The organism is Paraburkholderia sp. BL9I2N2, from assembly GCF_004339745.1.
Taxonomy (GTDB): domain Bacteria; phylum Pseudomonadota; class Gammaproteobacteria; order Burkholderiales; family Burkholderiaceae; genus Paraburkholderia.
Genome location: NZ_SMGP01000001.1, coordinates 2,640,909 through 2,662,833 on the forward strand (window position 1 = coordinate 2,640,909; position 21,925 = coordinate 2,662,833).

Annotated in this window: 19 protein-coding genes; 9 read left to right on the plus strand and 10 right to left on the minus strand. The window is 60.1% G+C overall.

Annotated elements, in window-relative coordinates; genetic code table 11:
• Positions 1 to 158 precede the first annotated feature (158 nt).
• Positions 159 to 443 carry a hypothetical protein gene (locus tag B0G74_RS12205; RefSeq protein WP_132375009.1) on the plus strand — a complete coding sequence of 95 codons (285 nt, stop codon included), beginning with the start codon at positions 159 to 161 and terminating at the stop codon, positions 441 to 443.
• Between the two features lie 104 nt (positions 444 to 547).
• Here B0G74_RS12205 and B0G74_RS12210 read toward each other — a convergent pair whose 3' ends face one another.
• Complete coding sequence (locus B0G74_RS12210) at positions 548 to 802, minus strand: hypothetical protein (RefSeq protein WP_132375010.1); 255 nt, start codon at positions 800 to 802, stop codon at positions 548 to 550.
• A 606-nt stretch (positions 803 to 1,408) separates the two neighbouring features.
• Here B0G74_RS12210 and B0G74_RS12215 point away from each other — a divergent pair.
• Positions 1,409 to 3,400: an acyl CoA:acetate/3-ketoacid CoA transferase gene (locus B0G74_RS12215; protein ID WP_132375011.1), complete on the plus strand. Its 1,992-nt coding sequence runs from the start codon at positions 1,409 to 1,411 to the stop codon at positions 3,398 to 3,400.
• A gap of 71 nt (positions 3,401 to 3,471) precedes the next feature.
• On the opposite strand, the gene B0G74_RS12220 is transcribed toward B0G74_RS12215, so the two are convergent.
• Positions 3,472 to 4,383 (minus strand): LysR family transcriptional regulator, encoded by a 912-nt coding sequence (locus B0G74_RS12220; protein ID WP_132376930.1) that lies wholly within the window; start codon positions 4,381 to 4,383, stop codon positions 3,472 to 3,474.
• 81 nt (positions 4,384 to 4,464) lie between these two features.
• On the opposite strand from B0G74_RS12220, the gene B0G74_RS12225 reads away from it, so the two are divergent.
• On the plus strand, positions 4,465 to 5,388 hold the full coding sequence (locus tag B0G74_RS12225; RefSeq protein ID WP_132376931.1) for a carbon-nitrogen hydrolase family protein: 924 nt from the start codon (positions 4,465 to 4,467) through the stop codon (positions 5,386 to 5,388).
• A 187-nt stretch (positions 5,389 to 5,575) separates the two neighbouring features.
• On the opposite strand, the gene B0G74_RS12230 is transcribed toward B0G74_RS12225, so the two are convergent.
• The 6 genes from B0G74_RS12230 to catA form a co-directional block, all read right to left on the minus strand.
• Positions 5,576 to 5,974, minus strand: coding sequence for a RidA family protein (locus tag B0G74_RS12230; RefSeq protein ID WP_132375012.1), 399 nt, complete (start codon positions 5,972 to 5,974; stop codon positions 5,576 to 5,578).
• 123 nt (positions 5,975 to 6,097) lie between these two features.
• Entirely contained in the window at positions 6,098 to 6,874 is a 777-nt protein-coding gene (gene benD / locus B0G74_RS12235; protein WP_132375013.1) for a benzoate diol dehydrogenase BenD, read from the minus strand.
• Positions 6,871 to 7,893 carry a benzoate 1,2-dioxygenase electron transfer component BenC gene (gene benC / locus B0G74_RS12240; protein WP_132375014.1) on the minus strand — a complete coding sequence of 341 codons (1,023 nt, stop codon included), beginning with the start codon at positions 7,891 to 7,893 and terminating at the stop codon, positions 6,871 to 6,873. The genes benD and benC overlap by 4 nt, the downstream gene beginning before the upstream one ends.
• A 39-nt stretch (positions 7,894 to 7,932) precedes the next feature.
• Positions 7,933 to 8,421, minus strand: coding sequence for a benzoate 1,2-dioxygenase small subunit (gene benB, locus B0G74_RS12245; protein ID WP_132375015.1), 489 nt, complete (start codon positions 8,419 to 8,421; stop codon positions 7,933 to 7,935).
• Entirely contained in the window at positions 8,418 to 9,776 is a 1,359-nt protein-coding gene (locus B0G74_RS12250) for a Rieske 2Fe-2S domain-containing protein (protein ID WP_132375016.1), read from the minus strand. The genes benB and B0G74_RS12250 overlap by 4 nt, the downstream gene beginning before the upstream one ends.
• Before the next feature lie 112 nt (positions 9,777 to 9,888).
• Positions 9,889 to 10,824, minus strand: a complete 936-nt coding sequence (gene catA, locus B0G74_RS12255; RefSeq protein ID WP_132375017.1) for a catechol 1,2-dioxygenase — start codon at positions 10,822 to 10,824, stop codon at positions 9,889 to 9,891.
• 174 nt (positions 10,825 to 10,998) lie between these two features.
• Between catA and B0G74_RS12260 the strand changes: the two genes are divergently transcribed.
• The 3 genes from B0G74_RS12260 to catC all read left to right on the plus strand — a co-directional run bounded on the left by B0G74_RS12260 (position 10,999) and on the right by catC (position 13,528).
• Positions 10,999 to 11,922: a LysR family transcriptional regulator gene (locus tag B0G74_RS12260; RefSeq protein ID WP_132375018.1), complete on the plus strand. Its 924-nt coding sequence runs from the start codon at positions 10,999 to 11,001 to the stop codon at positions 11,920 to 11,922.
• Between the two features lie 105 nt (positions 11,923 to 12,027).
• Entirely contained in the window at positions 12,028 to 13,155 is a 1,128-nt protein-coding gene (locus B0G74_RS12265; RefSeq protein WP_132376932.1) for a muconate/chloromuconate family cycloisomerase, read from the plus strand.
• Positions 13,156 to 13,249: 94 nt separating this feature from the next.
• Positions 13,250 to 13,528, plus strand: a complete 279-nt coding sequence (gene catC, locus B0G74_RS12270; protein WP_132375019.1) for a muconolactone Delta-isomerase — start codon at positions 13,250 to 13,252, stop codon at positions 13,526 to 13,528.
• Positions 13,529 to 13,557: 29 nt separating this feature from the next.
• Here catC and gcvA read toward each other — a convergent pair whose 3' ends face one another.
• Positions 13,558 to 14,472, minus strand: a complete 915-nt coding sequence (gene gcvA / locus B0G74_RS12275) for a transcriptional regulator GcvA (RefSeq protein ID WP_132375020.1) — start codon at positions 14,470 to 14,472, stop codon at positions 13,558 to 13,560.
• Positions 14,473 to 14,710: 238 nt separating this feature from the next.
• On the minus strand, positions 14,711 to 15,457 hold the full coding sequence (locus B0G74_RS12280) for an SDR family oxidoreductase (RefSeq protein ID WP_132375021.1): 747 nt from the start codon (positions 15,455 to 15,457) through the stop codon (positions 14,711 to 14,713).
• A gap of 722 nt (positions 15,458 to 16,179) precedes the next feature.
• Here B0G74_RS12280 and B0G74_RS12285 point away from each other — a divergent pair.
• The 3 genes from B0G74_RS12285 (at position 16,180) to B0G74_RS12295 (ending at position 21,922) form a co-directional block, all read left to right on the plus strand.
• Complete coding sequence (locus tag B0G74_RS12285) at positions 16,180 to 17,016, plus strand: IclR family transcriptional regulator (protein ID WP_132375022.1); 837 nt, start codon at positions 16,180 to 16,182, stop codon at positions 17,014 to 17,016.
• A 364-nt stretch (positions 17,017 to 17,380) separates the two neighbouring features.
• A complete protein-coding gene (locus B0G74_RS12290; protein WP_132375023.1) occupies positions 17,381 to 18,781 on the plus strand; it encodes an MdtA/MuxA family multidrug efflux RND transporter periplasmic adaptor subunit in 1,401 nt (466 codons plus the stop codon).
• A gap of 18 nt (positions 18,782 to 18,799) precedes the next feature.
• Complete coding sequence (locus B0G74_RS12295) at positions 18,800 to 21,922, plus strand: MdtB/MuxB family multidrug efflux RND transporter permease subunit (protein WP_132375024.1); 3,123 nt, start codon at positions 18,800 to 18,802, stop codon at positions 21,920 to 21,922.
• Positions 21,923 to 21,925: the final 3 nt, after the last annotated feature.

Genomic DNA, 21,925 nt, shown 5'->3' on the forward strand with positions numbered 1-21,925 from the left:
ACTCACTCGCATGCCTCGCATCTGGGCGCAGCAAATGTCTGCCCTGTTTGCATTGGAGTGGCTGCTCGCGATTCGCCGCTGCGCAACCAGTCAGTGTTTAGCGGCTTACGAGACTTTGGCGTGGCTGACGCACGCGCCTGCATCAAAGGAGAAATACCATGGAAAAGCTGACGACAAAAGCTCTGTTCACGCGTGTCGCTGTCGCGTCACTCTGCGCGTGCGCCGCGACGCTTGCGCAGGCCGGCGGGAATGGCAACGGTGGAAATGGCAGCGGCGGCGCTCACGGTGCCGCAACCGCCGGGATGACGTATCACAGCGAACCCATCTCGAGCCCCTGGAATCGGGTTCCTGGCGACATGAGCAAGAGCGCGGACACGGCTCATAGAGATATGCCCGGCATGACGCCCGACGGCAGCAGTATGTCTAAAAAAACTGGGCAGTAACTGCTTGAAAGTTTGCCGGCGCCAGAAGACTCATGGTCTGCGCGCCCGGCAACAGGTTCGCAAGCGCTCGCTACGTCAGGCACGGAAGTCTGCGGCCCGTCTGCTCATAGAGCCGACCGTCCTGGTAAGCGCATGAAGTTCTCGATGAGCCGCAGCAAGTCCGTCTCGTCCGGCCGCGTGCCCCAACGGCTGTATCCCGCAACAGATGCAATGGCAAACCAGGAATGCGGCGGAAACCATTCTGCCCGCACTGTTACGCCGCCGATAATTCGCAGTCGTCCCGTATCGCAGAGGAATTCAGCGTGAATCTTTTCGCCGCCGACAGTTTTGCTGGCAACTACTGGCGTGGATCGAAACATAAAGCCCTCCTGCGGTTTCCGACTGCCTAAAAGTGGATGCTCGTGTGCTAGCTCTCCCGAAGAAAACGAACATGGCCCGGACGTTTGCATCAACCCGTCGAGCCGGCGGCGAAAACTAGGGTTACTGACGACACCGCATATTGAGAGGCAAATTGCATGCCGGATGAGCAAACGACCGATAATCGGGCTTTTGATCATTTTTGCATTTGCTATTGGTTCTGGGCGGGGGCAGTTGCGCGGGCCGGATGCACGAAAATGAACAACGCGGCACCCGTTCTGTGCTGCGCCGCGTGCCAACGTCTGCCGCTTCTGTAATTCCTCTACCAGCGCTTCGGCTGGCTCCATAAACGCCAGGTTTGATATCGATGACTTTGATGGCAACGATTAACGCGTACATCGCGCAGTACCTCCGTCAACGTTCGAAATAGACGGCGCGAGGCGTGTACCCTTACGATTGAGCCACAAATTCATTCCCGAAGCCGGCTCCCCACCGGCGATGAATCTCCTTCACACTACCCAACGCATAGAACCCGTAGTCGAGTTGCAGCAGGTCCGAATAACTACATAGCGCCGGAGCCCGGCTCCACGGTGCGGTTTGGAGACATCATGAGCGCAGGCTTTCAACACCCGTTTCTCGCCACTGCGAACAGCGTCGAGCGAGGCAAAATCGTCAGTGCCCAGCAGGCCGTCAGGCTGATTCGTCCGGGCAACACGGTGGCAACGGGCGGCTTCGTCGGCATTGGCTTTGCGGAGGAAATCGCCGTCGCACTTGAACAGTTGTTCCTCGATTCAACGGCTGAGGATAGCGACGCGCCCCGAAATCTGACGCTAGTCTACGCGGGCGGTCAGGGCGACGGCGCCCGCAAGGGCCTGAATCACCTGGCTCACGAAGGTCTGGTTCGGCGGGTCATTGGTGGTCATTGGGGACTCGTTCCGGGCCTTCAACGTCTGGCCGTTGAGGGTCTCATCGAAGCTTATAACCTCCCGCAAGGCGTTATCTCCCAGCTGTTTCGGGACATCGCCGCGCATCGGCCAGGTCACTTGTCCACAGTTGGACTCGATACGTTCGTCGACCCGCGCAACGGCGGCGGCAAGCTCAACGCCCGCACGACCGAGGACCTGGTTAGCCTGATATCGGTCAACGGCGCTGACTGCCTTCTGTACAAGACATTTCCGGTCGACGTAGCCATCGTGCGTGGTACCACTGCCGATGCAAACGGTAATGTGACGATGGAAAAGGAAGCGCTGACCCTCGAGTCGCTTGCCATTGCAATGGCCGCACGCAACTCGGGTGGCATCGTGATCGTTCAGGTCGAGCGCATTGCCGAGTCAGGGACTTTGAATCCACGACAGGTCAAGATACCTGGGATTCTGGTCGATTGCGTCGTGGTCGCAAAACAGGAAAACCACTGGCAAACCTTCGCCGAGTCGTACAGCCCCGGCTTTGCGAGCGAGCTTCGCATTGCAACAAGTTCGATTCCGACCATGGCATTGACTGAGCGGAAAGTCATTGCACGGCGCGCTTCGTTCGAGCTGATGGCCAATAGCGTCGTCAACCTTGGGATTGGCATGCCGGAAGGGATTGCCAGCGTCGCGAACGAAGAAAATGTCTGCGACCTCTTCACGATGACAACCGAGCCGGGCGTCATCGGCGGTATCCCTGCCGGGGGCTTGAATTTCGGCGCCGCGACCAATACCGACGCCATCATCGACCAGCCCTACCAGTTCGACTTTTACGACGGCGGTGGCCTGGACATTGCATTTCTCGGGCTCGCGCAAGTCGACCGGGAAGGCAACCTCAACGTGAGCAAGTTCGGGCCAAAGCTGGCGGGCGCGGGTGGGTTTATCAACATCTCGCAGGCGGCGAAGAGGGTTGTGTTTGTCGGAACGTTCAACGCCGGCAAGCTGGAAGTGAATATCAAAGATGGGCGCCTGCAAATTCTTCAGGATGGCGTCAGTCAAAAATTCGTGGACGCAGTGGAACATCGCACCTTCGGCGGTCGCTACGCCAACGAACGGCAGCAACCCGTGCTCTACATTACGGAGCGCTGCGTCTTTACCCTGACGCCTGACGGACTCGAACTCGTCGAGATCGCACCGGGGATCGATCTCCAGCGAGACATCGTTTCCCAGATGGGCTTCGCTCCTGTCATCAAATCGCCGCCGCGCCTGATGGACGCCCGCATTTTCGACAATAAGCCGATGGGCTTGCGAGCAATGCTGTTGAGGCTGACACTCAGTGAGCGATTCAGCTACGACGCCGATAAAAACATGTTGTTTATCAACTTCGAAGGCCACAAGGTCACGACTGTTGACGACGTTGAAGCAGTCAGAGCCGAGGTCGAACGGGCGGTGTCCGGCCTCAAGGTCCGGCCTCACGCAATCGTCAACTACGACAATTTCTCGATAGCGCCCGAAGTCATCGATGCCTATTCCGAAATGGTGACTGGCCTGGTCGCCCGATATTACTCGGACGTGACTCGATACACGACAAGCAGCTTCCTTCGAATGAAACTGGGGGACGCGCTGCAGCGGCGCAGTGTCGCCACGTACATTTATGAGAGCCCGGAGGAGGCGTCGTCTCACGAGTCACGTTAGCCCGACGGATGCGCTTATGCCGATGGAACCAGGACGCGGGCTTCGACGAATACTCTGGCCGCGTCTTGCCATCAGACGATGAGAGGAAAGCTTTCCTGAATCGCGGACTGGACCTTGACCACCGCGGAATCGCGCATCGAGCTGGTCCGCCATGCAAGTACGATGGGGTAAATCGGGAGTTTTACAGGGCACTCGATAAGCATCAGCCCGGTCAGTCTGGAAATCGCCAGCGCTGCATGCCTCGGAATGGTCGCGACTGCACGCGAGCCCTTCAGCAGATGCGGCAAGGAAGCAAAATGTGTTGTTGAGGCTATGACGTTACGCCGTCGACCGAGTGCCGACAGCCCCTCATCCACTATCCCCACGACCCCGCCCGAAGAGACCAGAATGTGTCCGCGAGACACGTATTCATCGAGCGTCAAAGTAGACGCCGCGCGGCGCTTCTCATCCAGCAGGCATGCGTAATCGCCTTCACCCACAACCCGATGGTTGAGCCCTCGACCGGACGGCGCACCCGCAAACAATGCGAGGTCCATTTCGCGATTTGCCAGCGCGTCGCCGGCAATCTGACTATGGGTTTGCCGGAATATGAGCCTCAGTCCCGGCGCGCTCTGCCCGAGGCGTTCAATCAACTGTCGTCCCACGGCAATCTCAAAGTCATCGGACAGCCCAACCGACACCGAGCGGCCGTGAAACGAGGTTGCATCGGGCCAGGCGATAGCGACGGTCTGACGGCATTTGCCGAGCGCTTCGCTCACCAGCGGTTTCAACTCTTTTGCACGCGATGTCGGCGCAAGACCTCGTCCAGTGCGTACGAACAGGGTGTCGGAAAACACTTCGCGCAGCCGTCCGAGCGCCGCGCTCACCGCGGATTGGGTCAGATTGAGCCGAATGGCAGCTCGGCTTGCTCCCCCTTCCTCGAACAAAGCTTCAAAGACCTTGAAGAGATTCAGGTCGACGGCATCGATATCAATCTTGTTCATATCAAATAGTGGCGATATGCATTCACACGATTTTACATCCGGGTAAAGATGCAGGCTCAAACGTTCCTCGAGGAAAACGCCATGTCCAAGTCAACAGTCGCCGCGCTGCAAATCGGTTCCTCTGCAGCAGGAAAAGCCCAGACCCTGCAGCACATCCTCTCTTTCGAAGAGCAGATTCGCGCGTCCGGCGCCAAGCTCGTGGTCATGCCTGAGGCGTTGCTGGGCGGCTACCCTAAGGGCGAAATTTTCGGCACCCGTCTTGGCTACCGGTTGCCGGAAGGTCGCGAGGCTTTCGCGCGGTACTACGACAACGCCATTGACGTGCCGGGCGAGGAAACCCAAGCGCTCGCTGACCTCTCGGCTAAGTGCGGCGCTTCAATCGTCATCGGTGTTATCGAACGAGCGGGCAATACCCTGTACTGCACGGCGTTGTTCTTCGACCCTGACGACGGGCTGGTGGCAAAACACCGCAAGCTGATGCCGACGGGTACGGAGCGACTCATCTGGGGACAAGGCGACGGCTCGACCTTGCCTGCCGTGAAGACCGAAGCCGGCGTGGCGGGCACGGCAATCTGCTGGGAAAATCACATGCCGCTCCTGCGCACGGCCATGTATGCAAAGGGTGTGCAGGTCTGGTGTGCGCCAACGGTGGACGAGCGGGACATCTGGCAGTGCTCGATGCGGCATATCGCTCACGAAGGTAGGTGCTTCGTTATCAGCGCATGTCAGGTACAACCTTCGCCGGCACAACTCGGCATAGAAGTGCCGGGGTGGGATGAAAACCGGCCGCTCATCAACGGTGGCAGCCTCATCGTGGGCCCTTTGGGTGAAGTTCTGGCTGGTCCGCTCCGCGGCGAGACCGGATTGGTGGTCGCTGAAATCGACACCGATGAACTCGTTCGAGCACGATATGACTTCGACGTGGTGGGCCATTACTCGCGGCCCGACGTATTCTCGCTGTCCGTCGACGAGCGCGCCAAGCGAACTGTCGAGTTCAAGTCGTAGTCGAAATGCCCCCAGGCGATCGGGGGCCTAATCGCGTCATTCAGATATTCGGTGGAGGTAGCGGTCCGAACGGCTCAGCAATGGTTCTGCGACACGATTACACGAACGCTAAGCGAAGTTTGACATTCGACAGTCGCCGGGCCGCGCCGCATCCATCCGCCGTCAGCGTTAGTCGATTTTTCAAAAGTTAATCAGGCAATACAGCGACCGCCTTGATTTCAACAACGTAACCCGCCGCACCGCCAAGCATGTGCGCGCCGACCGCCGTCCAGGCCGGCAATGGATGCGTATTCAGGTATTGGTCACGCACCTTCATGAACAATGGCAGGTCTCGCATGTCAGTGTGGTACGTGGTCACGTCAACCACATCGCTCAATGATGCACCCGCAGCCGCCAGAACCAGCTTGAGGTTTTCGAATGCCTGGACTATTTGCGCTTCGCGGCCTTCGACCAGTTGCATGGCCATATCTCGACCAATCTGGCCGGACACGTAAATCGTGTTGCCGACCTTCACCGCTGGAGCGTAATGAATCTTCTCGTACACCGCTTCCATCCCCGCAGGGATGATGGCTTCGCGTTTGCTCATGCATATGTCTCCTACAAAAGACGAAAGCTCAATAGGTTGCCCACGCCGGTGCATAGCGTGGAGAGGTTCTTCGTGCCACCGGTCTTCTTAGGTTTGTGACCAGGGGCCGGAGAACGTTACGAATCAGCCCGTGTCACCGCCGGCTACCGGCAATACAGTGCCAGTGATATAACCTGCCTCGTCTGAAGCGAGGAACAGAATCGGCGCCGCCTGCTCGTCGATGCTGCCGTAGCGTTTGAAGAAAGTCGATTCAGTGACCTGCTTCACCGCTTCACCCATCCAGACTTTTTCCTGCTCGCTATCGCCGACAGAGTTACGCGGCACGCGTCGCGGCGGCGCATCGGTCCCACCCGGCGCGGTGGCGACCACGCGGATGTTGTGCTCTGCGTATTCCATCGCCAACGACTGCGTAATCGCGTTGACCCCGCCCTTCGCCGCCGAATACGGAACGCGGCGAATGCCGCGAGTGGCATTCGAGGAGACGTTCACGATAGTCCCGCCTCCGCGCTTGAGCAGGTACGGCAAGACTGCATGGCAGGCGTACAGCGTCGGCATGAGAGAGCGGCGGATTTCCGCATCGATCTGTGCAGGCTCGAACTCGGCGAAGGGACGCATGCGAATCGCGCCACCCACGCCATTGACCAGAATGTCGATGCCGCCAAAAGTGCGCGCGGCGAAGGCCATCGCCGACGCAGCGCCATCGTACGTCTCGAGGTCGGCGACAAACCCCGCTGTGTCCGCACCGTGCGCTTCGGCGGCGACTTCCGACACGAAGTCGGCGCGGTCTACGAACAGCACCCTGCCGCCTTCTGCGGCTGCGCGAAGCGCTACCGCGCGACCGATGCCCTGCGCGGCGCCGGTGACCACCATGACCTTGCCAGCGAATCGTTGCGTGCTCATGCCGTCCTCGGCGCTGCGTTAGGTGTGAACTTCTCGTAGTGGAAACTGTTTGGCTTCACACCGTTGTCGTCGAAATGCTTACGCACCGCATCGACCATCGGCGGCGGCCCGCACAGGTATACGTCCACTCCACCATCGTTGACGGCCTCCACCGGCATGTGCTGCGTCACCCAACCCTTGCGAGGATGGGTCGAATCCGTGTCGGCCACGACGGTGCTGTAGGTGAAATTCGGCAACTTCGCCACATAGGCTTCGATTGCATCGACCTGCACGAGGTCGAGGTCGCGCGTTACGCCGTAAATCAGATGAACTTTTTGCTGCGAATTCGCACGAGCCAGCACTTCAAGCATCGACAGGAACGGCGCCAGGCCCGTACCGCCGGCGAGGAACAGCAACGGCCGCTCAACAGCGCGCAGATAGAAGCTGCCGAGTGGTCCGGTCAGTTCCACCTTGTTGCCGGCCTGTGCCGATTCGAGCCACGTGCTCATCACGCCGCCAGAAATCTTCTTGATCAGAAAACTGATTTTCGATTCGCCCGGTGCTGACGAAAACGAATATGAACGGTGCTGACCGCTGCCAGGAACGTCGATGTTGACATACTGGCCCGGCAGGAATACCGGCGCGCTCGCCTCCACGTTCAGTTCGAGCACGATGGCCGCATCGTTGTGCGCTTCGACCTTGGTTACGGTCGCGGCGAACTTGCTTTGCTCAGTCTTGCATGCAGTGGAAGATGCCGGCACCGCAATGACGCAATCGCTTTCCGGCACCATCTGGCAGGTGAGTACGAGACCGCCGTCCTTCTCATCTTCGGTCAGCGCATCTTCGATGTAGTCGTCGCCCAGGTCGTAGCTGCCGCTCTCGGCTCGGCACTTGCAGGTACCGCACACGCCGTCGGAGCAATCCATCGGCAGGTTGATTTTTGCGCGAAAGGCGGCGTCGAGTACTTTCTCGCCCGCCTTGCATGTCACGAAGCGGGTCACGCCGTCTTCAAAATTCAGTGCAATGTTGTAGCTGGACATCTTGCCTCCTGTACTTCTCATTTCAGCGGATGGTTGCGCTCAAACGTGATAGACGTCGAGCACCTGGCGGATGTAGTCGTCCTTCAAGACGATGCGCTTATAGCAAATCAACAGTTCATCGTTGACTTTGCGCAGAGTGACGAACATCGTGCCGAAAAACTGGTCGGTGGTTTTGTAACGGTGGCTGAGCGTGTTGAAGTTGTAGCGCACGTCCACTTCGTTCTCGCGCTCGGCCAGCACTTCTACATTGGTGACGTTGTGACTGGTTCGCGGCTCAGGCATCGACGCACTACTGCGTTCGGTCTTGATGCGGAACACACGGTCTTCGAGGCCGCCACGGTCCGGGTAGTACATCAGCGAGATCTGACTCTCGTGGTCGTCGGTGAGCCGGTCGTCGTCGTCCCACGCCGGCATCCAGTAAGTGACGTCCTCGGTATAGCAGGCAAGCCACTCGTCCCATGTTCGGTCGTCGAGCAGGCGCGCTTCGCGGAACAGCGCCGCGCAAATTTTCTGGTAATCGAAGCTCATGCCAGGGCCTCCCCTTGTTCCTTTTTGAGTGCGTCGCGCATCTGGTGCACCCAGTACTCGTGCTGACACACAAACAGGCCTTCGTCTTCGCTGCGCTCGCCTGAGATGCGCGGCTTCAGGCCCATACTTTTCGCGTTTGCGTCGGGACCTTCGACCCACAACGGCGCTCCGCGCGAAAGGTCGTTCCACAACGCAGTGGTGCCGGCATAGCCAGCCTGGCAAGCGCGAAACTCTTCGAGGTCATCCGCGGTGCCCATACCCGAGACGTTAAAGAAGTCTTCGTACTGGCGGATGCGGGTAGCCCGGTCGGCGGCGCTCTCGCCCTTCGGAGCGAAACAGAAGATGCTGACTTCGGTCTTGTCCACGCTGATTGGACGTACCACGCGAATCTGCGTGCTGAACTGGTCCATCAGGAACACGTTCGGGTACAGACAAAGATTGCGCGTCTGGTTGACGATGAAGTCCGCCTTCACCTCGCCAACGCGTGCCTTGATTTCGTCGCGGTATTGATAGACCGGTCGTACCTCCGGGTTCATCGTCTTGGTCCACAGCAGGATGTGGCCGTGGTCGAAGCCGTACACGCCGGCCACCGACTTGCTCCAGCTGTTCGCATCCACGGCCTTGGTGCCCTCGACCTTGCGCCGGTCCATCGTCGCAGCGTAGTTCCAGTGCACGGTGCTGACGTGGTAGCCGTCGCAGCCGTTCTCCATCTGCATCTTCCAGTTACCGTCGTAGATGTACGATGAATTGCCGCGCAACACTTCCAGCCCGTCCGGGGCCTGGTCGACGATCTGGTCGATGATGACCTTGGTCTCGCCGAGGTAGTCCTCCAGTGCGATCGCGTCCGCGTTGAGGCTGCCGAACAGAAAGCCGCGATAGCTCTGGAAGCGTGCGACCTTCTTCAGGTCATGCGAGCCGTTGGTATTGAATTGCACCGGGTATTCGGTGGTCTTCACGTCTTTCACTTTCAGCAGCTTGCCGGTGTTGGCGAAGCTCCAGCCGTGGAAAGGACACGTGAAAGTGCCTTTATTGCCGTGTTTTTTACGGCACAGCATCGCGCCCTTGTGCGCGCAGGCATTGATGACCGCATGCAGTTCACCGCTTTTGTCGCGAGTGATCACGATAGGCTGGCGGCCAATCCAGGTGGTGTAGTAGTCGTTGTTGTCGGGAATCTGGCTTTCATGCGCGAGGTAGACCCAGTTGCTCTCGAAAATGTGCTTCATTTCGAGCTCGAACAGATCCGTGTTCGTGAAGATGTCGCGGCGGCAACGGAATACACCGTTTTGCTTGTCGTCCTGAACGGCCGTGTGCAGCAGTTCATCAAGTTGCGAGGCTTTGTCGATAGTTGCAGACATGAGTGCTCTCCTACGCGTGCTCCAGGTTATGGGGCACGCGCATCGGTGTCGAAAGATTCTTGCGAAGGATTGAGCGGCAGCAGGGGTACGACGCAGCGGCCGCGTTTAGCGGTCAGGCGGTAGCAGATGCACGCAGGCGATGGACGACCTGGTTATCCTTGCCCTGAATCAGCGGAGTCAACTCGATGTCGAACTCGATTTCCTTATACGCGTCGGCCTTCATTCCCAGCGCAGTGCCGCCGGTCTTTTCGACCACACGAGGAATCAGATCCTCGCGGGTGGCATAGGCAAAGTCGTCCCAAATCAACGGGTCGCCCTCGATGTTGATTTGCGTCGTCAGCTTGCGGTACTTGTCGGTGGTGACGAAGAAGTGCACGTGCGCCGGACGGTTGCCATGGCGGGCAAGCACATTCAACAACTGTTGGGTCGCACCATGCGGCGGACAGCCATAGCCGACCGGCATGAGCGTACGGAACTCGTACTTGCCATCGACATCGGTGCTGACCGCGCCCCGAAGATTGAACTCGCTCTGCGCGCCAGTCGGGTCGAAGTGCGAATAGAAGCCTTTCGAATTGGCGTGCCAGCATTCGACCAGCGCCCCTGCAACCGGCTTGCCATCTGGACCGGATACCGTGCCGCGGATGACCAACGGGCCGGCATCCTCGTCCGGGTTGATATCGATCTTCGAAACGCCATCGCGCACGGGCACGCCAGCGACATAGAGCGGACCTTCGATGGTGCGCGGCGTGCCGCCGGTGATTTCAGCCGCCTTGTCTTCGGCATCCATGCGAATGTCGAGGTATTTCTCCAGACCGAGACCAGCAGCAAGCAGCGCAGCTTCGCCGTCCTGGCCGAGCTTGTTGAAGTAGTGGACGCCAGCCCAGATTTCATCGGGCGTCATGTCGAGGTCGTCGATCGCCTTGAACAGGTCGCCCAAAAGGCGATTGACGATCTGCTTTGCGCGAGCATTGCCGTCCTGGCTACCCACGTTAGCCGCAGCCTTCAGCAGGTCTTGCACTTCCTTCGTATCGAACACTTTGACGCTCATGTCTGCTCCTGAATCTCTATTTTCTGATGGGGTAAACCCTTGGTTTAGCGCCCGTTCGAATATGCCTGAGAGGTATAATGGGTGCTGAAACAGAGTGTGAATGCAGAATAATGGACGTCAGAAGGCCTCGTCCAACACTGATTTAGTATCGGTCTATATCCACGAGGTATTGAAATGGAACTGCGGCATCTTCGCTATTTCGTCGCCGTAGCCGAGGAACGCAATTTCACGCGCGCGGCCCAGCGGCTGAACATGGCGCAACCGCCTTTGAGCCGTCAGATCCAGCAGCTCGAAGAGATTCTTGAGGTGCAGCTATTCCAGCGCGACTCGCGCCCGTTAAAGCTCACCGAGACGGGTAAGTTCTTCTACGCTCATGCCGTCCAGTTGCTGGCTCAAACGTCGGAACTCGAATCCATGACGCGGCGCGTGGGCAACATCGAGCGCAGCCTCTCTGTCGGTTTCGTGGGCTCGACGTTGTACGGCATGCTGCCCAAAATCATCCGGCGCTTCCGCGATGAGAACACGACAGTCGAACTCAGCCTCCACGAGATGTCGACGATGGACCAGATTCGCGCGCTGAAGGACGGTCAGATCGATGTCGGGTTCGGTCGCATCCGGCATGAGGACGCGAACATCCGTCGGGTGATTCTTCGCGAGGAGAAGATGATCGTTGCATTCCCGGAGGGCCATCCGCTCTCGATGGCCAAGCCCGTCCTCGCTCTCAGCGATCTGGTCAACGAGACCCTGATTATTTTTCCTAAGTCGCCACGCCCCAGTTATGCAGACCAAGTGCTGTCGGCATTCGAAGACCGCGGTCTCAAGCCTCGCCGGATATATGAAGTACGGGAGTTGCAGATCGCGCTGGGCCTCGTAGCAGCGGGAGAAGGGATTTCTGTCGTTCCGAGTAGTGTGTACGGCCTGAAGCGAGACGATGTGAGTTACAAGGAACTGGACGACCCTACTCTGGTTTCGCCAATCATCATGAGCATGCGTGCGCTCGACGAGTCGCGCGACATTCGGGAAATGCTCGAACTCATCTATCGGCTGTACGAGGAGGAAAAAATACCCCATGCACCTCCCAACGATTTTGGGCGGTGACATTCGCTATACCCATGGGGTATGGGGCTAGACGTCGACGGTGTTGGACAGGGGCTTATTGGGCACGCAATACTTCAGCAACCCCTTAACTCCAACATGCCAGGTATGAACGCCCAAATCACCTCCGTCGAAGCGATTCTGGTTGACCTCCCAACCATTCGCGCGCATCAGCTAGCCATGGCGACGATGCAGCAGCAAACCTTAGTGATCGTCCGTCTGCGCTCGAGCGATGGCATCGAAGGCATTGGCGAAGCGACTACGATTGGCGGTCTGTCGTACGGCGACGAAAGCCCCGAAGGCATCAAGCTGACCATCGATACTTATCTTGCACCTGCGATCGTTGGGCAGGACGCAACCAACATCAACGACGCAATGCTCAAGCTGAGCAAGGTTGCTCGCGGGAACCGGTTTGCCAAGTGCGCAATCGAGACGGCTTTGCTGGACGCTCAGGGCAAGCGCCTGGGCGTTCCGGTTTCGACGCTTCTTGGCGGCGCTGTGCGCAAGACGCTTCCGGTCCTGTGGACGCTCGCAAGTGGCGACACCCAACGCGACATCGATGAAGCAGAAACGCTGCTCGCCGAACGTCGCCACAATACTTTCAAGCTGAAGATTGGCCGGCGTAGCGTTCGCGATGACGTAGCGCACGTATCGAAAATCAAAGCCGCACTCGGCGAGCGCGCCAAAGTCACCGTCGACGTGAATCAGGCCTGGAACGAGGCTGACGCCGCATTGGGAATCGAAGCGCTTGAAGCTGCTGGCATTGACCTCGTCGAGCAACCCACTCCGCGAGAGCAGCGCGGAGCACTCGCCAGGCTTGCATCGCGTTTCATCGTACCCATCATGGCCGACGAAGCAGTGACAGGCCCGGAAGATGCCCTCGAACTTGTGCGCGGCGCATGCGCGGACGTCTTTGCGCTGAAGATCGCGAAGTCCGGCGGAATCTACGGAATGATGCGTACGGCCGCCATTGCGGATGCAGCCGGCGTGTCCCTCTATGGCGGCACGATGCTTGAAGGCAGCATCGGGTCGATTGCATCGGCACACGGATTCGCCGCGCTCCCGCAACTTGCCTGGGGTACGGAGTTGTTCGGACCACTTCTGTTGAAAGACGACATCGTCACTGCTCGCCCCCAATATCAGGACTTCGACCTTCACCTGCCGGAAGGGCCGGGCCTGGGCCTGCATATCGATGAGGACAAGCTCGCTTTCTATCGTCGCGACAAAAATAGCTGAGCGCACAGTCAATCCGGCACCGGGCATATCGACCCACTCCAACTATTGTGCTGGCGAACCTGAGAGACCCCTAACTTTTTCGAATGAGAAACACATGCTATATCTCGTAAGAATGGATGTACACCTGCCACACGACATGCCGGCACCTCAGGCTGACGAAATCAAGGCACGAGAAAAGGCGTACTCACAAGAGCTTCAGCGCCAAGGCAAGTGGCAACAACTACATCGCGTTGTCGGCGAGTATGCGAACTACAGTGTCTTCGACGTCGACTCGCACGACGAACTGCACACCATCCTCTCAGGTCTGCCGCTGTTTCCGTATATGACGATGAAGGTGGAAGCGCTCGCGCGCCACCCGTCGTCCATCCGCTGAAGCCTGAGACAGGCGTTCGCGTGTGAGCCCTAGCGGGCGCCTGCCTCTGAAATCAGCCATTCTTTGAAAGCGACTACTGGCGCAGAGTTCTCGCCTTCTTTTTTGTGGACGAGGTAGTACGCTAGTTCGCAGCTTTGTGATACCTGGAATGGACGCACAAGCCGCCCCTCTTCGAGGTCATGTTCGACCAGCGTGGTCCTGCCGAGCGCAATACCGTTCCCTGAAATGGCTGTTTGGAGTGCTGCCGCGGAGTCGTCAATCTGGATGCCGCGATTGCAATCGACTTCGTTGCGACAGCCGGCTTTTTGCAACCAGGAGCGCCATGTCGGGAAGACACCGGATGTTTGCATCGACACATCATGAATGAGCAGATGATGCTCCAGGTCGGCAGGCGTCCTGAGCGGATGTTTGCCCATTAGAAGCGCGGGACTGCATACCGGGAAGAACTCGTCTCGCATGAGAAAGGTCGATACCAGGCCTGGCCATACGCCCGAGCCATAGCGAATGCCGACATCGATTCTGTCAGCGGTGAAGTCGAGAAGCCGGTTGCTGGTGTCTATGCGAAGGTCGTAATACGGATGCCTCTGTTGAAACCGCTCGACGCGTCTCAACAACCACTTGTCAGCGAATGCGCCGGGTATCGTCACGGTGAAAGCGATGCGCGATTTGCTCGCTTTCAATTGCTCAACGGCTTCGGACAACAGGTCAAATCCCGCCTGCAATGCTGGCAGGACTGACCGTGCAGCGTCGGTCAGGGTCAGCCGGGTTGGCCCCGACGTCGCGCGATGAAACAGCTCGACGTCGAGGGTATCTTCGAGCCCGCGTATCAGATGGCCAACGGCCGCAGGCGTAACGTTGAGCTCCTCGGCGGCCGACGGATAGCTCAGATGACGCGATACCGCTTCAAAGGCACGGAGTGCATTCAGGTTGTTCGGTGCACGCATGTTGCTTGATGGGCCCAAGTCTGGTTGGCCCATCTTCCCAGCGCTGCAATTTATCGTCAACACTGCGGCGGCTTGGACTAAAGCCGCGCGATATCACCGCTCGAACGTGGGCGTATCAACATGCGCTCCTGAACGCAAACAGTCCAAGCTTCGTCGTTTCTGGAAGTGTGCGTTAGCGCCAGTTCGTAACCACCGTTTTCAGCTTCGAGGGCTCGCACAGCCTGGCGCTTTGATGACATCAGAATTGCGTTAAGCCTCCATCGACCACGATTTCTGCGCCCGTCGTGAAGGACGAATCGTCGCTCGCGAGGAACAATGCCGTCCTGGCGATTTCGACGGCTTCGCCGAATCGTTGCAGCGGTACCCGAGCCTGAATAGCTGTCGCCGTTTCCGTCAATTGCGCGTCCGTCAGCCCGAGTTTGGTGTGGAACGCAGTCGCAATCGGGCCCGGGCTAACAGCGTTCACCCGAATGCCGCGCGGCGCGAGTTCAGCGCCGATGGAACGCACGAGGGAGCGAATCGCTGCCTTTGTCGCTGACAGAATCGACAGCCCCGGTGTGCCGACAGCATTGAGGAACGACGTTGTCACCACGATGCTGCCTCCTTTCGGAATGAGAGGCGCGGCCTTCTGAATCGTGAAAAAGAGCCCACTGACATTCAGGGAAAACTGCTCGTCAATCTGTGCCGGCGTGACGGATTCCAGCGGCGCGGCTGTTCCAGCACCGGCGTTCGCGAAGACGACATCGATGCGACCGTATCTGGCACGCACCTCTTCGACCGCACGCTCGATTTCAGCGGGCTTGCGCAGGTCGACCGAGAGCACGAGCGCATTGTCGCCCAAAGCCTTTCCTGCAGCCTCAAGGCGTCCCGGGTTGGTGCCCGTGACAATGACTTTCGCGCCTTCAGCCTGGAAAAGCTTCGCGGTTTCCAGGCCAATGCCCGAGGTGCCACCGGTGATAAAAGCAACCTTGTTTTGCAGCTTCATGTCGTTCTCCTTCGAGGGTTAGGTGACGAGAACCGTTGTGCGTCCTCGATGGATGCAATATGGCTTTTGGAACGACGTCGGACAAATGAGAAGAACTCGTGCAGTGGAGTAGAAAAACTAGCGTGGGGCCAGGAAAATCGTTGCCAGGCCTGGATTGCGACAGCTTGATGCACAGTTGACCGTGCTCGTGGCGGCGTCTGTGGAGAGCCAGGACTGAGGGAAAGTCGCGGGCGGAAATCCCGGCATTTCCGTATGGAGCAAACTTTGTTGTGCTTGATTAGCCGAAAAAAAAAGGCGTCACGTTGCCGTGACGCCTTAAAAAGTTCTAGCCATTCCGAGGGCCGTGCTAGAACCTGAGAGACGGTATTCGAAAGTTTGGCCTGCGATGCGGCGCCTGTACGGTGCGCGACATGGACTGTTACGGTGGACTATGAGAAGACACTCGACACAGACATTGTGCGGGCCACGGCAGGTTCGAAAACTTCAAAATGCAGAACCTGAAACCGTCTTTCGAAATGAGATTCCATTTTTTATGGTTATGCTGACTAAGTCAAGCAAAATCTAAAGAGGCTCCATTCGTTGCGGCAAAATATTCCGATACAATGAATGTTCTGATGAAAAATGACTTTGATGCCCCATTTTGGGGCCGCCGCTGGCGCTTTGAGAGACGGTACCAGCAAGGCTGCGAAGAAAAATATTGAAATAAAGTTCCAGAAAAACACATGAACCGACCCACGCCCTCCCGAACCGCCGCAGACCCGGCCAAAGACAAAGACGGCTCCGGCGACGAAGTGACCGCCCTCGCGCGCGGCCTGACCGTGCTGCGCTCCATCGCCGCCGCCGACGCGCCGCTCAGCAACCGCGAACTGACCGAGCTCACCGGCATTCCCAAGCCCACCGTGTCGCGGATCACCGCCACGCTGGTCAGCGCGGGTTTCCTGTTCCGCCTGCCCGACAGCGAGCGTTTCGTGCTGACCTCGTCGGTGTTGGAACTGAGCAACGGCTTTCTGCGCAACTTCGACATCCGCGCTCGCGCGCGGCCGTTCCTGATCGAACTCGCCGAACGCACGGCGCTGTCTGTGCATCTGGCCGTGCGCGACCGGCTCGATATGGTGGTGATCGACGCGATCCGGCCGCGTTCGGCGGTGCTGGTGTCGCGCCTCGAGATCGGCTCGCGCATGAATCTGAGCCGCACCGCCATCGGCCGCGCCTATCTGGCCGCGCTCGAAGCGCCGGAGCGGGAAAAATTGCTGATCGGCTTGCAAGCGGCTGAAGGCGACGACTGGGGCCACGTCAGCAGCCGGCTCGAGAGCGCGTTACAGGAAACCATCGAGCGCGGCTTCGCGATTGCCACGGGCGAATGGTACGACGGACTCAACGCGATCGCGCTGGGTTTCACAGGACCGTCGGGCGAACGCTATGCGGTCAATTGCGGCGGCTCCGCCGACCAGTGCCCGCGCGACTGGCTGATCTCGCGCGCGGCGCCGGCGCTGCTCGAGTGCGTCGCCAAAATCGTGCTGGAAATCGGCGGCACCCCGGGGCGCCGCCTGGATACCTGAACCGGCGGCGGTTTCGCCGGTCGGCGGCCAAGGTTATTGCAAGGCATCCTGTAACCTTCGTAATCAAAAGAAAAATACGCGGGTGGACTGTTACAGAGCCCGCGACGTAGGATCATGCCTTCCTGTCGCGGGACGCACGCCCGGCCTGCCGTTTTCCCCTTTGATAACGTTCCGGCCGCCTGTTTCGATGCCGCATTGCGTTAACATCTCTGTCCCGCGCCTCGGGTAGCATCGCGCTGAACGAGCGCGGGGCACCCGTTGTCGAAACCGCCTGTCATGCCATTCGCGTGCCGGTCCGCCGAACTGTCGAAACGGCACGAACGCGCGAGCGGCTCACATCCAAGCCAGTCACCTGACCGAACCGATGGACGAACAACAAAAGCATTCGGAAACCACACGCCCTGTTCCTCCGGCTTCCCAACCGTCCTCCAGCGGCGGCCCCGCCGGCATACCGAACCAGCCGCCAGGCATGGTGAAGCGGCACCGCGGCCGCAATATCGCGTTGATCATCGCGGCGCTGGTCATCCTCGGGGTGGTGCTGTGGCGCTGGCACCCGTGGGGCGGTCCCGGCGGCGGCGCGAGCGGCGCGGCCGGCGCCAGCGACGCGAGCGGCGCGCGGGCCGGGCGCGCGGGCCGCGGCGGTGCCATGGCCAATATCTCGCAGCCGGTTCACGTGGCGGCCGCGACGCAGGGCGAAATGCCGGTGGTGATCACCGCGCTCGGCACGGTCACGCCGCTTGCCAACGTCACCGTGCTGCCGCAGTTGAGCGGCGTGTTGCAGGACGTGTATTTCAAGGAGGGCCAGATGGTCAAGAAGGGCGACGTGCTGGCCCAGATCGACCCGCGTCCCTATCAGATCTCGCTCGACAACGCGCAAGGCACGCTCGCGCGCGACGAGGCCCTGCTGCAAACCGCCCGCCTCGACCTGAAGCGCTATCAGACGCTGCTCTCGCAGGACTCCATCGCCAGCCAGCAGGTGGATACGCAAGCCTCGCTGGTGCGGCAATACGAAGGCACGGTGAAGTCCGACAAGGCCAATATCGACACCTTCAAGCTCGACCTCGTGTATGCGCGCATCACCGCGCCGGTGTCGGGACGCGTCGGTCTGCGCCAGGTCGATCCGGGCAACTACGTGACACCGAGCTTGACCAACGGCCTCGTCGTGATTACGCAACTGCAGCCGATCAGCGTGATCTTCACCACCTCCGAAGACAATCTGCAGCAGATCATCCAGCAGACCCAGTCGGGCGCCAAGCTCTCGGTCACCGCGTATGACCGCAGCAACACCACGTCGCTCGAAGGCGGCATGCTCGAAACACTGGACAACCAGATCGACACCACCACCGGCACGGTCAAGCTGCGCGCGATCTTCCAGAACAGCAAGAATCTGCTGTTCCCGAATCAGTTCGTGAACACGCGCCTGCTGGTCGATACGATCAAGGACGCCGTGATCGTGCCGACACCGGCCGTGCTCAACGGCTCGATGGGCCCGTTCGTGTACGTCGTGAAGGCGGACAACACCGTGACCGTGCGGCCGGTCAAGGTCGGCCCCGTGGATGGCGAGCGCACCAGCATCCAGTCCGGCCTGACCGTGGGCGAGCGCGTCGTGATCGACGGTTCGGACCGGCTCAAGGAAGGCGCGAAAATCACGATTCCGGCCGACAAGCCGCGCGGCGCCTCGGGTGCCCGCGGTGCGGCCGCCGCGTCGGGCGCCTCCGGCGCTCACGCGCATCATGGCAAACACGCGGCGCAAGCCTCGCAATAAAGGCACGGCACTTACCGCATGAATCCATCCCGCGCCTTTATTCTGCGTCCCGTCGGCACCGCGCTGCTGATGGCGGCGATCATGCTGGTCGGTCTCGTCGCGCTGCGCTTTTTGCCGCTCTCGGCGCTGCCCGAAGTCGACTATCCGACCATCCAGGTGCAGACCTTCTATCCGGGCGCGAGCCCGGACGTGATGACGTCGTCGGTCACCGCGCCGCTCGAGCGCCAGTTCGGGCAGATGCCGTCGCTCAATCAGATGTCGTCGCAAAGCTCGGCCGGCTCGTCGATCATCACGCTGCAGTTCAGCCTCGACCTGCCGCTCGACATCGCCGAGCAGGAAGTCCAGGCCGCCATCAACGCGGCCGGCAACCTGCTGCCGTCGGACCTGCCCGCGCCGCCGATCTACGCCAAGGTCAATCCGGCCGACGCGCCGATCATCACGCTCGCGATCACCTCGAAGACGCTGCCGCTCACGCAGGTGCAGGATCTGGCCGACACGCGTCTCGCGCAAAAAATCTCGCAGGTGGCGGGCGTGGGTCTGGTGAGCCTGTCGGGCGGCCAGCGTCCGGCCGTGCGGATTCAGGCGAACCCGCGCGCGCTCGCCGCGTACGGCCTGAATCTGGACGACTTGCGCACCACCATCTCGAACCTGAACGTCAACACGCCGAAGGGCAACTTCGACGGTCCCACGCGCAACTACACGATCAACGCGAACGACCAGTTGACCGACGCCGACGCCTACAAGAGCGCGGTGGTCGCGTACAAGAACGGCCGCGCGGTGATGTTGACCGACGTCGCCACCATCGTGCAGGGCGCGGAGAACACCAAGCTCGGCGCGTGGGTCGACGGCACGCCCGCGATCATTCTGAACGTGCAGCGCCAGCCGGGCGCGAACGTGATCCAGGTGGTGGACAGCATCAAGAAGCTGCTGCCGCAATTGCAGCAGGCGCTGCCCGCCGCGCTCGAGGTGCAGATCGTCACCGACCGCACCACCACGATCCGCGCTTCCGTGCGCGACGTACAGTTCGAACTGGCCATGTCGGTCGTGCTGGTGGTGCTGGTCATGTACCTGTTCCTCGCCAACGTCTACGCGACCATCATTCCGAGTCTCTCGGTGCCGCTGTCGCTGATCGGCACGCTCGCCGTGATGTACCTGTGCGGCTTTTCGCTCGACAACTTATCGTTGATGGCGCTGACCATCGCGACCGGCTTCGTGGTGGACGACGCGATCGTGATGATCGAGAACATCGCGCGTTACGTGGAGGAAGGCGAAGCGCCGCTCGAAGCCGCGTTGAAAGGCTCGAAACAGATCGGCTTTACGATCATTTCGCTGACGGTGTCGCTGATCGCCGTGCTGATTCCGCTGCTCTTCATGGGCGACGTGGTCGGCCGCCTGTTCCACGAATTCGCCATTACGCTTGCCGTGACGATCGTGATTTCGGCGGTCGTGTCGCTCACGCTCGTGCCGATGATGTGCGCCAAACTGCTGCGCCACACGCCACCGCACGAGAGCCATCGTTTCGAAGCCAAGGCGCACCGCGCGATCGACTGGGTGATCGCGCGTTACGCGGTCGCGCTCACGTGGGTGCTGAACCGGCAACGCTCCACGCTGGTCGTTGCGGTGCTCACGCTGGTGTTGACCGGCGTGCTGTACGTGTTCATTCCGAAGGGCTTCTTTCCGGTGCAGGACACCGGCGTGATCCAGGCGATCACGCAGGCGCCGCAGTCCGTGTCGTATGCGTCGATGGCCGAGCGCCAGCAGGAACTCGCCGCGCAGATCCTGAAGAACCCGGACGTGGAGAGCCTGACCTCGTTCATCGGCGTGGACGGCAGCAATATCACGCTGAACAGCGGCCGCATGCTGATCAACCTGAAGCCGCGCGACGACCGCAGCAACACCGCGAGCGAAGTGATCCGCCAGTTGCAGCGGGACGTGGCGCACATTGCCGGCGCGTCGCTGTACATGCAGCCGGTGCAGGATCTGACGATCGACTCGACCGTGAGCCCGACGCAGTATCAGTTCATGCTGACCGATCCGAACATCAGCGAATTCACCACGTGGGTGCCGAAGCTGATCGACCGATTGAGGCAGTCGCCCGAACTCGCCGACGTCGCCACCGATCTGCAGGACAACGGCCAGTCGGTCTACATCGAAATCGACCGCGCCACCGCGTCGCGCTACGGCATCACGCCGGCCACCGTGGACAGCGCGCTGTACGACGCGTTCGGCCAGCGCATCATCTCGACCATCTTCACGCAATCGAACCAGTACCGCGTGATCCTGGAAGCGCAGCCGGAGATGCAGCACTACACCGAGTCGCTAAAGTCGATCTATCTGCCCTCTTCCACGTCCACGGGCGGCCAGGTGCCGCTGTCGTCGATCGCGCGCTTCATCGAGAAGCCCGCGCCGCTGCTGGTCACGCACCTGAGCCAGTTCCCGGCCACCACGGTGTCGTTCAACCTCGCGCCGGGCTCGTCGCTCGGCGCGGCGGTCAAGGCGATCGACCAGGCGGAGAAGGACGTCGGCTTGCCCGCGTCGTTCCAGACCCGCTATCAGGGCGCGGCGCTGGCGTTCCAGGCGTCGCTGTCGAACGAGCTGTTCCTGATTCTCGCGGCGATCGTCACGATGTACATCGTGCTGGGCGTGCTGTACGAGAGCTTCATCCACCCGATCACGATTCTCTCGACGCTGCCCTCGGCCGGTGTCGGCGCGTTGCTCGCGCTGCTGATCACGGGGCACGATCTCGACATCATCGGCATCATCGGTATCGTGCTGCTGATCGGTATCGTGAAGAAGAACGCGATCATGATGATCGACTTCGCGCTCTACGCCGAGCGCGAGGAAGGCAAGCCGCCGCGCGAAGCGATTTACCAAGCGTGCCTGTTGCGCTTCCGGCCGATTCTGATGACCACGCTCGCCGCCCTGCTCGGCGCGCTGCCGCTGATGCTCGGCACCGGCGCCGGTTCGGAATTGCGCCGTCCTCTCGGTATCGCGATTGCGGGCGGATTGATCGTCAGCCAGTTGCTGACGCTGTTCACCACGCCGGTGATCTACCTCGCGTTCGACTCGCTCGGCCGTCGCGCGCGTGAGCGCTTCAATCGGGGCAAGCCTACGCCGCCCGTCACCGATGCAGGGAACTGAGCG

Excerpts from the sequence above, each read along its gene's own strand:
- catA (WP_132375017.1), bottom strand. The coding sequence starts at position 10,824 with ATGAGCGTCAAAGTGTTCGATACGAAGGAAGTGCAAGACCTGCTGAAG.
- benB (WP_132375015.1), bottom strand. The coding sequence starts at position 8,421 with ATGAGCTTCGATTACCAGAAAATTTGCGCGGCGCTGTTCCGCGAAGCG.
- B0G74_RS12295 (WP_132375024.1), top strand. The coding sequence starts at position 18,800 with ATGAATCCATCCCGCGCCTTTATTCTGCGTCCCGTCGGCACCGCGCTG.
- B0G74_RS12290 (WP_132375023.1), top strand. The coding sequence starts at position 17,381 with ATGGACGAACAACAAAAGCATTCGGAAACCACACGCCCTGTTCCTCCG.
- B0G74_RS12220 (WP_132376930.1), bottom strand. The coding sequence starts at position 4,383 with ATGAACAAGATTGATATCGATGCCGTCGACCTGAATCTCTTCAAGGTC.
- B0G74_RS12280 (WP_132375021.1), bottom strand. The coding sequence starts at position 15,457 with ATGAAGCTGCAAAACAAGGTTGCTTTTATCACCGGTGGCACCTCGGGC.
- B0G74_RS12265 (WP_132376932.1), top strand. The coding sequence starts at position 12,028 with ATGAACGCCCAAATCACCTCCGTCGAAGCGATTCTGGTTGACCTCCCA.
- benC (WP_132375014.1), bottom strand. The coding sequence starts at position 7,893 with ATGTCCAGCTACAACATTGCACTGAATTTTGAAGACGGCGTGACCCGC.
- B0G74_RS12225 (WP_132376931.1), top strand. The coding sequence starts at position 4,465 with ATGTCCAAGTCAACAGTCGCCGCGCTGCAAATCGGTTCCTCTGCAGCA.
- B0G74_RS12210 (WP_132375010.1), bottom strand. The coding sequence starts at position 802 with ATGTTTCGATCCACGCCAGTAGTTGCCAGCAAAACTGTCGGCGGCGAA.
- catC (WP_132375019.1), top strand. The coding sequence starts at position 13,250 with ATGCTATATCTCGTAAGAATGGATGTACACCTGCCACACGACATGCCG.
- B0G74_RS12215 (WP_132375011.1), top strand. The coding sequence starts at position 1,409 with ATGAGCGCAGGCTTTCAACACCCGTTTCTCGCCACTGCGAACAGCGTC.
- B0G74_RS12230 (WP_132375012.1), bottom strand. The coding sequence starts at position 5,974 with ATGAGCAAACGCGAAGCCATCATCCCTGCGGGGATGGAAGCGGTGTAC.
- benD (WP_132375013.1), bottom strand. The coding sequence starts at position 6,874 with ATGAGCACGCAACGATTCGCTGGCAAGGTCATGGTGGTCACCGGCGCC.
- B0G74_RS12285 (WP_132375022.1), top strand. The coding sequence starts at position 16,180 with ATGAACCGACCCACGCCCTCCCGAACCGCCGCAGACCCGGCCAAAGAC.
- B0G74_RS12260 (WP_132375018.1), top strand. The coding sequence starts at position 10,999 with ATGGAACTGCGGCATCTTCGCTATTTCGTCGCCGTAGCCGAGGAACGC.
- B0G74_RS12205 (WP_132375009.1), top strand. The coding sequence starts at position 159 with ATGGAAAAGCTGACGACAAAAGCTCTGTTCACGCGTGTCGCTGTCGCG.
- B0G74_RS12250 (WP_132375016.1), bottom strand. The coding sequence starts at position 9,776 with ATGTCTGCAACTATCGACAAAGCCTCGCAACTTGATGAACTGCTGCAC.
- gcvA (WP_132375020.1), bottom strand. The coding sequence starts at position 14,472 with ATGCGTGCACCGAACAACCTGAATGCACTCCGTGCCTTTGAAGCGGTA.